Here is a 9,790-nt window from a genome sequence, read left to right as displayed (position 1 = left end):
GCCCTCAACCGCACCGGTCCGCCACCCCACCCGCCAGCTGACCCGCGGGGGTGGGCCTGGGGTGGCTGACCGCGCTGGCCGGGTCCGTGAAGATCATCAACTGGCTGACCGTGCCCACCGCGGCCGCAAACATCATCCACGCCGTGTTCAGCGGCTTCTTCGCGGTGCACTTCTACCCCTTGCTGCGCATCACCCGCCTCATCGGGATCGCGATCATCGCGGTGTCGCTGCCCCTGCTGTGGTGGCGGTTCCGGCGCGACGACCGGGCCGCCCTCACCGGCATCGCGTACTCGATGCTGGTCGTGGTGCTGTTCGTCCCGGCGGCCCTGCCGTGGTACTACTCCTGGCCGCTGGCCGTGGTGGCCCCGCTGGCGCAGTCTCGGCGGGCGGTCGCGCTCATCGCCGGCCTGTCGACGTGGGTGATGGTGATCTTCAAACCCGATGGCTCGCACGGGATGTACTCGTGGCTGCACTTCTCGCTGGCCACCGCCTGCGCGCTGATCGCCTGGTACAGCCTCAACCGTGCCCCCGACGAGCGGGCCGACCAAGCGGCAGCCGCCGCTCAGTAAGTCGTCAGTAAGCCATCGCCTGCGCCCGGCGCACGACCTCCCGAGCCTGATGCGCGTGCAGGGCGTCGACGGGGCGGGCGTTGGTGATGGCATCCCGGCTGCCGTCGTGCGTGATCGTCAGCGATGGATCGGGGGTGAACAACCAGCGCACGATCTCGGTGTCGTGGTAGCCGCCGTCGTGCAGGATCGTCAACAGCCCCGGCAGGCTCTTGACCACCTCACCCGATTTGGTGAAGAACACCTGCGGCACCACCAGGCCGCCCTCGCGCTTCACCGCAACCAGGTGGCCTTCCCGAAGTTGCTGCTGGACCTTGCTGACCGAAATCCGGAGCACTTCGGCGACCCGTGGCAGGTCGTAGGTGGGCTCGTCGGGATCCAAAACATCGTCGCCGGCAGGAACACTGCTCACCCGCGCAAGTGTAGGCCCTGGCACGCGGATTGAACCCGCGTTCTGACGCCCAATCGCCCCTCACCCCTACGATGGCCCCGTGGCCGGACCCGGGACGCCAGACCCTTTGGACAGCGCATTGCTGGACGGCCGCTACCTGGTGCAGGCCAAGATCGCCAGCGGTGGCACGTCGACGGTGTACCGCGGCCTCGACACGCGGCTCGACCGCCCCGTCGCGGTGAAGGTGATGGATTCCCGCTACGCCGGCGACGAGCAATTCCTGACCCGGTTTCAGCGCGAGGCCCGCACGGTCGCACGTCTGAAGGACCCCGGCCTGGTCGCGGTCTACGACCAGGGCTTGGACGCCCGGCACCCGTTTCTGGTGATGGAGCTCATCGAGGGCGGCACGTTGCGCGAGTTGCTGGCCGAGCGCGGGCCGATGCCGCCCTACGCCGTGACCGCGGTGCTGCGCCCGGTGTTGGGCGGCCTGGCCGCCGCGCACCGGGCCGGTCTGGTCCATCGCGACGTCAAGCCCGAGAACGTGCTGATCTCCGACGACGGCGACGTGAAGATCGCCGATTTCGGCCTGGTCCGTGCCGTCGCGGCCGCTGGAATCACCTCCACGAGCGTGATTTTGGGAACCGCGGCCTACCTGTCGCCCGAACAGGTGCGCCACGGCGACGCCAGCCCCCGCAGCGACGTGTACTCCGCGGGGATTCTCACCTACGAGCTGCTGACCGGGCGCACCCCGTTCACCGGCGACTCCGCGTTGTCGATCGCCTACCAACGGCTGGACACCGATGTACCGCCGCCCAGTGCCGCGATCGACGGAGTGCCCCCGCAGTTCGACGAGTTCGTGCGGCGCGCGACCGCGCGCGACCCGGGCGACCGCTTCGCCGACGCGATCGAGATGGGCGCCGAACTCGACGCGATCGCCGAAGAGCTTGCGCTACCGGACTTTCGGGTTCCGGCGCCGCGCAACTCCGCGCAGCACCGGTCGGCGGCCTTGCAGCACAGCCGAATGGGCCAGCCCCCAGCCGCACCGGTCCGCCACCCCACCCGCCAGCTGACCCGCGGCCCCGAGGACTGGTCCGAGCCGCAGCGCCCGCCGCAATCCGACGACGAGCCCGACGACTACGAATACCAGCCCGTCACAGGCGAATTCGCCGGGATTCCGATCAGTGAATTCGCGTACGCCCGGCAACACGGCCGGCGCATGGTGCTGATCTGGGTGGCGCTGGTGCTGGCGCTGACCGGGTTGGTCGCCACCGCCGCGTGGACGATCGGGACCAACCTGAACGGGCTGATTGCGGGCTAGTCGCGCAGCATCTCCGCGACCAGGAAGGCCAACTCCAGCGACTGCTGGGTGTTCAGCCGCGGGTCGCATGCCGTCTCGTAGCGCCCCGCGAGGTCCAGGTCCGAAATGTCTTGCGCCCCACCAAGGCATTCCGTGACGTCCTCGCCGGTGATCTCGACGTGGATGCCACCCGGGTGCGTGCCCAGCGCGCGGTGCACCTCGAAGAAGCCCTGCACCTCGTCGACGACGCGGTCGAAGTGTCGGGTCTTGTATCCGTTGGACGACTCGTGGGTGTTGCCGTGCATGGGGTCGCACTGCCAGATCACCTGGTGACCGGTCGCCTGGACCTTCTCGACGATGGGCGGCAGCAGATCGCGCACCTTGTTGTTGCCCATTCGGCTAACCAATGTCAACCGGCCCGGCTTGTTGTGCGGGTCAAGCCGTTCCACGTATTCGACGGCCAGCTCCGGGGTCATCGTCGGACCGATCTTGACCCCGATCGGGTTGGCGATCACCTCCGCGAACGCGATGTGCGCGCCGTCGAGCTGGCGCGTCCGCTCACCGATCCAGACGGTGTGCGCCGACAGGTCGAACAACTGCGGCTCCCCGTCCTCGCTTTCCGACAACCGCAGCATGGCCCGCTCGTAGTCGAGCACCAAAGCCTCATGGCTGGCGTAGATTTCGGCGGTCTGCAGGTTGCGGTCGGCCACGCCGCAGGCGCTCATGAACCGCAGACCGCGGTCGATCTCGGTCGCCAGCGCCTCGTAGCGGGCGCCGGCCGGCGACGTCCGGACGAACTCCCGGTTCCAGTCGTGGACCAGGTGCAGCGACGCCAGGCCCGACGATGTCAGCGCCCGCACCAGGTTCATCGCCGCGCTGGCGTTGGCGTACGCGCGGACCAGCCGCGACGGGTCATGCTCGCGCGCGGCCGCGTCCGGGGCGAAGCCGTTGATCATGTCGCCGCGGTAGGACCGCAACCCCAGGGCGTCGATGTCGGCCGACCGCGGCTTGGCGTACTGGCCGGCGATGCGGGCCACCTTGACCACCGGCATGCTGGCGCCGTAGGTCAGCACCACGGCCATCTGCAGCAGGGCGCGGATGTTGCCGCGGATGTGGGGTTCGGTGTTGTCGGTGAACGTCTCCGCGCAGTCGCCGCCCTGCAGCAGGAACGCCTCACCCTTGGCGACCTGGGCCAGCTGCTCCTGCAGCCGGACGATCTCCGAGGGCACCGTCACCGGCGGCACGCTCTCGAGGACCGTGCGCATCGCCGCCGCCTCGTCGGCCGGCCAACTGGGTTGCTGGGCGGCCGGCTTGGCCAGTGCGGCGTCCAGCCGCGCCCGCAGGTCGTTCGGCAGCGGGGGCAGCGACGGCAGCTGGTCGATCGGGATGTCGACGGTCCAGTTCATCGGTCCATGGTAACCGGGCCGCGAGGGTGACTGATCAGCGCGAACGTCGTCCGGGCGGGCTCAGGCCGATGCTCCGCCGTTCGGATAGTCCCCGCGGCCGTCCACCTCCGCCGAGGTGATCAGGAGGAATCGGCGCATCTGGTCGCGGGCGTCGACCAGTGCGTCGTGTGCATCGCGCGACCGCGGCGGCATGGGCGGGCAGCCCCGGTCCTCCCACAATTGCCGCAAGTCCCGGGTGAACCGGGGCAGCGCCCGCGGCAGCTCGGGCATCGTGCCCCACAGCTGGCACAAGGCCACGTGGTCGTAGGCGCCGATCCACGCCCACAGTTCGATGGGATCAACGCCCTGGATGTCGAAGAAATCCTCGAGGTCCGCGCGGATCTGCCTGCGCGAACGCCACACCTGCGACGACGGGGGCGGCAGCTTGGGCAGCACGTTGGCGCGCACCCAGCCGCCGGCGCGCTCGGGATCGAACTCCGTGGACACGGCGTAGTACTCGCGGCCGTCCTCGGCGACCACTCCGATGGAGATCAACTCGATGGTGCGGCCGTCCTCGATGAATTCGGTGTCGTAGAAGTACCGCACCGGCGAAAGCCTATCTGCTGATCAGGATGGGCCCCGTCGGCGGCGGTGCCGCGTGCACGTCGTGGTCGAGCTGGGCGTCGACCGCGCGTTCGTCGGGTAGGCGGGGCGTGCCCGCGATCGCGCACTGCAGATACAGCTTGGCCCGCACCACCGGGCGGCGCAGCGTCCGTTCGCGTTGCAGCGCGCGGCGCATCTTCTCCGGTTGGTTGGTGTAGCGCCAGCGGGCCCAGGGCGCATGCGGGCGGGACAGCCGGACCGCGCCGATGACGAGCAGCACGACGATGAACATGCCGAGCAGCCCGGTCCACACCTTGCCCTTGAGCACCACGATCACCGCCAGCGGCAGGGTCAACACCAGTCCGCCGGCCACCGCGGCGCGCAGCGGCCAGGAGTCGGTGCCTTCCCAGATCGGCAGGAAGAACATCAGCGGGTGCAGGCCCATGATCAACAGCCCGGCCACCCCTACCGCGGCGAACACGGCGTCCACCGAAGTGCGCCCGTCCTCAGACCAGTAGACGTCGGCCAGGTGCAGGATCAACGCGTACTCGTCGAGCACCAGGGCCGCGCCGATGCCGAAAAATATTGCGGACAGGGTGAATTCGGGCTCGTGTCCGTCGATGGACAGGGTGACCAAGGTCAGGCCGGAGAGCAACACCAGGACGACGCCGAACGTCACGTGGTGGATGTGAACGCCGCTGACGTGGACGTTGCGCGGGTGCCACCACCTGGTCGGACGGCCGCTGTCGGCGCGGTGGCGGATGAAACGCACGAACGTGCGCGTGACGAAAAACGTCAGGATGAACGCCACCAGGCAGCACAGCAGGGGCAACCGGCCGCCCTCGAGGATGTCGTGCGCGAACCAGCGCGTCACCCGCAGCACGAACCAGTGGAGCACTCTTGAAACGTACGCCTGTGGGCATCGACACCGCCGGAAGCCGCGCGGAGCGACGTACCACGTCCGCGCACCGATTACGCTGTTGTGCGACATGAGTAGATGGCGGGCGCCCGACGTGGGCCACCCAAGCAAACGTGGCCCGGGGCAGGTCCTGTTGTGGTGCGGTCTCTGGCTGTTGGCGGCGGCGGGGCTGGGCTACGTGGCCTGGCAGCTGTTCGGGCACATTCCCTATCGCATCGATATCGACGTGTATCAGATGGGTGCGCAGGCGTGGATGCAGGGGCATTCGCTGTACCAGGGTGATGTGCTGTTCCACACACCGATCGGGCTCAATTTGCCGTTCACCTATCCCCCGCTGGCGGCGATCGTGTTCTGCCCGTTCGCCTGGCTGCACATGCCGGCCGCCAGCGTCGCCATCACGGCGCTGACGTTGGTGCTGCTGGTGGTGTCCACCGTGATCGTGCTGACCCGCCTCGACGTCTGGGCCGCGTCGACGGCGCTGCCCGGTCCGGCCTGGCTGCGCCGCTGGTGGCTGGCCATCGTCATCACGTTGGCGGCGACGATCTGGCTGGAACCCATCACCTCGAACTTCGCCTTCGGCCAGATCAACGTCGTGTTGATGACCCTGGTGATCGCCGACTGCCTGCCACGCCGCACGCCATGGCCGCGCGGGCTGCTGCTGGGGCTGGGCATCGCGCTCAAACTCACGCCGGCGGTGTTCCTGCTCTACTTCTTGCTGCGTCGGGACAACCGCGCGGCACTCACGGCCGTGGCGTCCTTCGTGGTGACGACGGCGGTGGGTTTCGTTCTGGCATGGCGTGATTCGTGGGAATACTGGACGCACACCCTGCCGCACACCGATCGGATCGGCGAGGCGGCGCTGAACACCGATCAAAACATCGCCGGGGCCCTGGCCCGGCTCGGGCTGGGTGAGCAACAGCGCTTCGTGCTGTGGGTGGTGGCCTCGCTGCTCGTGCTCGCGCTGACGGTGTGGGCGATGCGCAGGGTGCTGAGGGCCGACGAGCCGGTGCTGGCGGTCATCTGCGTCGCGTTGTTCGGGTTGATGGTCTCCCCGGTCTCGTGGTCACACCACTGGGTGTGGGGGTTGCCCACGGTCGTGGTGCTCGCCGTGCTGGCGTGGCGGCGCCGCAACGTGACGCTGGCCGTGGTCGGCGCCGCGGGGGTGGCGCTGATGAGATGGTCGCCGATCGACCTGCTGCCCAAGCATCACGAGGCGACCGCGGTCTGGTGGCGTCAGCTCGCCGGGATGTCCTACGTGTGGTGGGCACTGGCCGTCATCGTCGCGGCCGGGCTTACCGTCACCGCCCGCAAGCCGTCGCGGGATTCGGCGCCGCAGGAACTCACGCCGGTGACAGCGTCCGGCTAGCCGAGCCCGCGGATCAGCCGGCGGCGGTTTCCGGGATGCGGGCGGCCTCGCTGGTCGATCCCTCGCCGTTGCGGCTTTCCTTGACGCTGGCGGCGTAGATGTCGACGTACTCCTGGCCGGAGAGTCCCATCAGCTCGTAGATCACCTCGTCGGTGACCGCGCGCTCGATGAAGCGGTTGCCGGCCAGCCCCTCGAAACGGGAGAAGTCCATCGGCTTGCCGAAGCGCACGGTGACCCGCCCGAAGCGCAACATGTTCGTCCCCGGCGGGTTGACGACGTTGGTGCCGATCATCGCCACCGGGATCACCGGCACGCCCGTGTGCAGGGCCAGCCGCGCCAGACCGGTCTTGCCCTTGTACAGCCGGCCGTCCGGCGAACGGGTGCCTTCCGGGTACATCCCCAGCAGCTTGCCCGTCGAGAGCAGCCGCTCGGCGGTGGTCAGTGCGGCCTGCGCGCTGTCGGCGTCGGTGCGGTCGATCGGCACCTGGCCCACGGCGGTGAAAAACCAGCGCTGAAACCAGCCCTTCAGGCCGGTCCCGGTGAAGTATTCGGCCTTCGCCAGGAAGGTGATCCGGCGGCGCACCACCAGCGGCAGGTAGAAGCTGTCCATCACCGCCAGGTGATTACTCGCCAAGATCGCCGGGCCGGAGCTCGGAATGTGTTCCAGGCCTTCAACTTTCGGCCGACCGAGCAAGGCCAGCAACGGGCCGAGCAGTACGTACTTGAATAGCCAGTACCACATGGCCCTCCCTCTCGCCCGCCCGCCGGTGTTCTGCGCCAACTGTACCCACCGCACGCGCAGGGGACCACCTTCGACGCCCCGGGGTCACTCCTCGACGGTGACGGGGATGGGCTGATACCGGGTCCTGGTCGCGGCGGCTGGAGGCTCCGCCTCGGCGGCGCCGTTGCCGGGCGGTCCGTCGGGCGGCGGTTTCGCGGCGCCGTGGATGTCGTCGAGCATGGCCCGGACGACCTCGAGCAGGGCGATGCTGTGGTCGGCGACGACGGTGATCAGCGGGTGCTGCTCACCGGTCGCCAGTGCGGCCAGCGCGCAGACCGGGCACCACACCTGTTGGCACTTGCCGGTCCCGGCTCCCCGGCCCGCCGTCAGCGCGGCGGCCGTCCGCACCGCCGGGTCGATGCCGTCCAGGATTGTCTGGGCGAGCCTGCGCAGCTCCGGACCGATATCCGAATGACCCCCACTCACTTAGGCCACACCTCCGGATCTGGTCGAAATCGCACCGTCAGCTCGTTACCCCGCAATTGTGCGTCCAGCACCGTGCAACGCCGGAGCACGGACGCCAACCTAACCCTGCGCCGCAGTCCGCCGGCGCTGATGATCAGGTCGTCGTCGACGCGCCCCAGCGTCAGCGTCGACGGATCGAGTTGCGGCAACGCTAGCCGCATTCGATAAATCGAACCAAGTCCCGTCCCGGATTCCAGGTCCACCGTCGGCCGCAACGGCCCCGGCGGCGGCGCCCCACCACGACGGCGCGCGGAGTCGAGCAACTCGCCCAGGGCCTTCGGGCCGATCGGCTCCCCGGACAGGTGCGGAGTCAACACCAGGGCCACCTCACCAATGGTGGCGTCGAGCTCGTCGAGAACACCACGTTGTTCGGAAATGCGTTCGGCGTACCAGTAAAACGCGGGATGCTGCGGCAGGTTGCGGTATTCGTAAGACGCGTCTTCGGTCAGAACCTGGTTGACGATCAACTCCTCGACGCGCACACCCATCAACGCCAGCGAACCCAGCGTCCGGGCCGCCTCCGCAGCGACCACCCGCTCCGGCGTCAATACCAAATGCGCGCCGACCAATTCGCCGTCGGTCAGCAGGGTGCTCAGATCCTCGACGCTGGCGCTGATGCGCTCCAGCAACTCCACCATCGCCGCCGACCGGGAGTCGTCGGCGCCGACGGCCAGCCGCCGGTGGCGCGGCCACGCGCGCTCGACGTAGAGCCCGAAGGTGGCGGGCAAGGTCAACATCCGCAGTGCGTCGGCGGTCGAGGCGCAGTCGACGACGACGCGATCCCAGCGGCCCGAGACGGCGAGCTCGCCGACGGCGTGCAGACCGAGCACTTCCTGAACACCGGGCAACGCCGAAAGTTCCTCGGGCGCAATGGTATTCAGCTCGGTATCGGGAAACCGCCGATCCAGCGTGTCGACCACGTCGCGCCAGCGGACCTCGAGCAGGGCCAAGGTGTCCAGCGCGAGCGCGTCCAGAAAGCCGCCGCCGGCCTGCTCGTCGTCGGCAAGGACCCGAACCAGTTCGCCCTGGCTGGGCGGGACGGGCACACCCAGTACGTCACCGAGAGAGTGCGCCTGATCGGTCGACACCACCAGCACCCGTTGCCCGGCGCTTGCGGCACCGACCGCCGTCGCGCAGGCCAGCGTGGACTTTCCTACCCCGCCCTTGCCAACGAAGAGGCTGATTCGGGCCGGGGTGGGCGCCCGCGATTCACTGGACTCACTCAGCCCTCGACTCGTTTCTTCAGATCCTTCAACGCGGTGTCGGTCAACCGGCGCTCGGCCTTGCGCTTGAGCAGACCGATCATGGGCACGGCAAGGTCAACCGAGAGCTCGTAGGTGACCTCGGTACCAGATCCCTTGGGCGCCAATCGATACGTCCCCTCCAGCGAACGCAGTAGCGAGCTGGAGACCAGGGTCCAGCTGACCGATTGCCGGTCCTTGGGCCACTGGTAGGAAATGACCATCGTGTCCTTGAGCACGGCAGCGTCCAGCACCACCCGCGCCACTTTGGGATAGCCGTCGGCGTCCTTCTCCTGGACTTCGGCTTCCCGGTATTCCGAGATCCACTGCGGGTAGGAATCGATATCCGCGATGACGCCCATCACCGTGCCCGGGTCGGCGTCGATGTAAATGGTCTGCGACGTCTTCTCCGCCACCTGGTGCTGCCCTCTCTCCCGCAAGCGGTCGACGCCGCCGGCGGGGAAACTACCGTGCGGGTCTAACCCCCGGGCCTCCGGTCCGAAACGGTACTCTGCCCGCAAACCTGACCCGGCTAAACTACCGGAGAAACTCCGACCGGACGCGACCGTTCCAGTGTCGTCTTGACCTCGAAGGCCATTTTCTTTCCCGCCACCCGACGGCGGTGCGTCATTTTCGCCAGATTCAGCTTGGCCAACTGCCAGGCCGCCACCCCGGTGGGTTCGGCGTGCAGGAAGTAATGCAGCACCACCCCGTCCAGCGACGGCTCCAGCCAGATCTCCATGGTTCCGGTCAGCGCGCCGGTGACCGCCCAGCGG

General features: G+C 68.5%; 10 protein-coding genes and 2 pseudogenes. 3 read left to right on the top strand and 9 right to left on the bottom strand.

The features are described from left to right. Positions 1-44: 44 nt before the first annotated feature. Positions 45-569 (top strand): annotated as a pseudogene (locus tag A5709_RS00765) (alpha-(1->6)-mannopyranosyltransferase A); the annotation flags it as partial. A 4-nt stretch (positions 570-573) separates the two neighbouring features. On the opposite strand, the gene A5709_RS00760 reads toward A5709_RS00765, so the two are convergent. Then, positions 574-978, bottom strand: a complete 405-nt coding sequence (locus tag A5709_RS00760) for an Rv2175c family DNA-binding protein (protein WP_068117290.1) — start codon at positions 976-978, stop codon at positions 574-576. A gap of 79 nt (positions 979-1,057) precedes the next feature. Here A5709_RS00760 and A5709_RS00755 point away from each other — a divergent pair, with 79 nt between their 5' ends. Next, positions 1,058-2,275, top strand: a complete 1,218-nt coding sequence (locus A5709_RS00755; protein WP_197520052.1) for a protein kinase — start codon at positions 1,058-1,060, stop codon at positions 2,273-2,275. Here the strand turns inward: A5709_RS00755 and A5709_RS00750 are convergent. Genes A5709_RS00750 through A5709_RS00740 form a run of 3 tightly spaced genes read right to left on the bottom strand, consistent with a single transcriptional unit; the run spans position 2,272 to position 5,122 of the window. Beyond that, positions 2,272-3,660 (bottom strand): class II 3-deoxy-7-phosphoheptulonate synthase, encoded by a 1,389-nt coding sequence (locus tag A5709_RS00750; protein ID WP_067945815.1) that lies wholly within the window; start codon positions 3,658-3,660, stop codon positions 2,272-2,274. The genes A5709_RS00755 and A5709_RS00750 overlap by 4 nt on opposite strands. A gap of 60 nt (positions 3,661-3,720) precedes the next feature. Beyond that, entirely contained in the window at positions 3,721-4,245 is a 525-nt protein-coding gene (locus A5709_RS00745; RefSeq protein ID WP_068117284.1) for a polyadenylate-specific 3'-exoribonuclease AS, read from the bottom strand. A 10-nt stretch (positions 4,246-4,255) separates the two neighbouring features. Then, positions 4,256-5,122 (bottom strand): hypothetical protein, encoded by an 867-nt coding sequence (locus tag A5709_RS00740; RefSeq protein WP_197520054.1) that lies wholly within the window; start codon positions 5,120-5,122, stop codon positions 4,256-4,258. A 109-nt stretch (positions 5,123-5,231) separates the two neighbouring features. On the opposite strand from A5709_RS00740, the gene A5709_RS00735 reads away from it, so the two are divergent. Then, on the top strand, positions 5,232-6,527 hold the full coding sequence (locus A5709_RS00735; protein ID WP_067945820.1) for a glycosyltransferase 87 family protein: 1,296 nt from the start codon (positions 5,232-5,234) through the stop codon (positions 6,525-6,527). Positions 6,528-6,540: 13 nt separating this feature from the next. Here A5709_RS00735 and A5709_RS00730 read toward each other — a convergent pair whose 3' ends face one another. The 5 genes and pseudogenes from A5709_RS00730 to A5709_RS00710 form a co-directional block, all read right to left on the bottom strand. Next, complete coding sequence (locus A5709_RS00730; protein ID WP_068117278.1) at positions 6,541-7,269, bottom strand: 1-acyl-sn-glycerol-3-phosphate acyltransferase; 729 nt, start codon at positions 7,267-7,269, stop codon at positions 6,541-6,543. An 84-nt stretch (positions 7,270-7,353) separates the two neighbouring features. Then, complete coding sequence (locus A5709_RS00725; RefSeq protein WP_068117273.1) at positions 7,354-7,734, bottom strand: hypothetical protein; 381 nt, start codon at positions 7,732-7,734, stop codon at positions 7,354-7,356. Next, positions 7,731-8,999 carry an ArsA family ATPase gene (locus A5709_RS00720; RefSeq protein WP_197520053.1) on the bottom strand — a complete coding sequence of 423 codons (1,269 nt, stop codon included), beginning with the start codon at positions 8,997-8,999 and terminating at the stop codon, positions 7,731-7,733. The genes A5709_RS00725 and A5709_RS00720 overlap by 4 nt, the downstream gene beginning before the upstream one ends. Then, positions 8,996-9,430, bottom strand: a complete 435-nt coding sequence (locus tag A5709_RS00715; RefSeq protein WP_067945829.1) for an SRPBCC family protein — start codon at positions 9,428-9,430, stop codon at positions 8,996-8,998. Before A5709_RS00715 ends, A5709_RS00720 begins: the two co-directional genes overlap by 4 nt. Before the next feature lie 116 nt (positions 9,431-9,546). Continuing rightward, a pseudogene (locus A5709_RS00710) lies at positions 9,547-9,790 on the bottom strand (polyketide cyclase / dehydrase and lipid transport); the annotation flags it as partial.

The sequence above is a fragment of the Mycobacterium sp. E1386 genome (genome assembly GCF_001672745.1).
Classification (GTDB): Bacteria; Actinomycetota; Actinomycetes; order Mycobacteriales; family Mycobacteriaceae; genus Mycobacterium.
Note: the sequence above shows the minus strand (reverse complement) of the source record. Positions and strands in the feature narration are given on the sequence as shown.

What these genes read in the sequence shown, in the direction of transcription:
- A5709_RS00750 (WP_067945815.1), bottom strand. Translation starts at nt 3,660, where the DNA reads ATGAACTGGACCGTCGACATCCCGATCGACCAGCTGCCGTCGCTGCCC.
- A5709_RS00735 (WP_067945820.1), top strand. Translation starts at nt 5,232, where the DNA reads ATGAGTAGATGGCGGGCGCCCGACGTGGGCCACCCAAGCAAACGTGGC.
- A5709_RS00730 (WP_068117278.1), bottom strand. Translation starts at nt 7,269, where the DNA reads ATGTGGTACTGGCTATTCAAGTACGTACTGCTCGGCCCGTTGCTGGCC.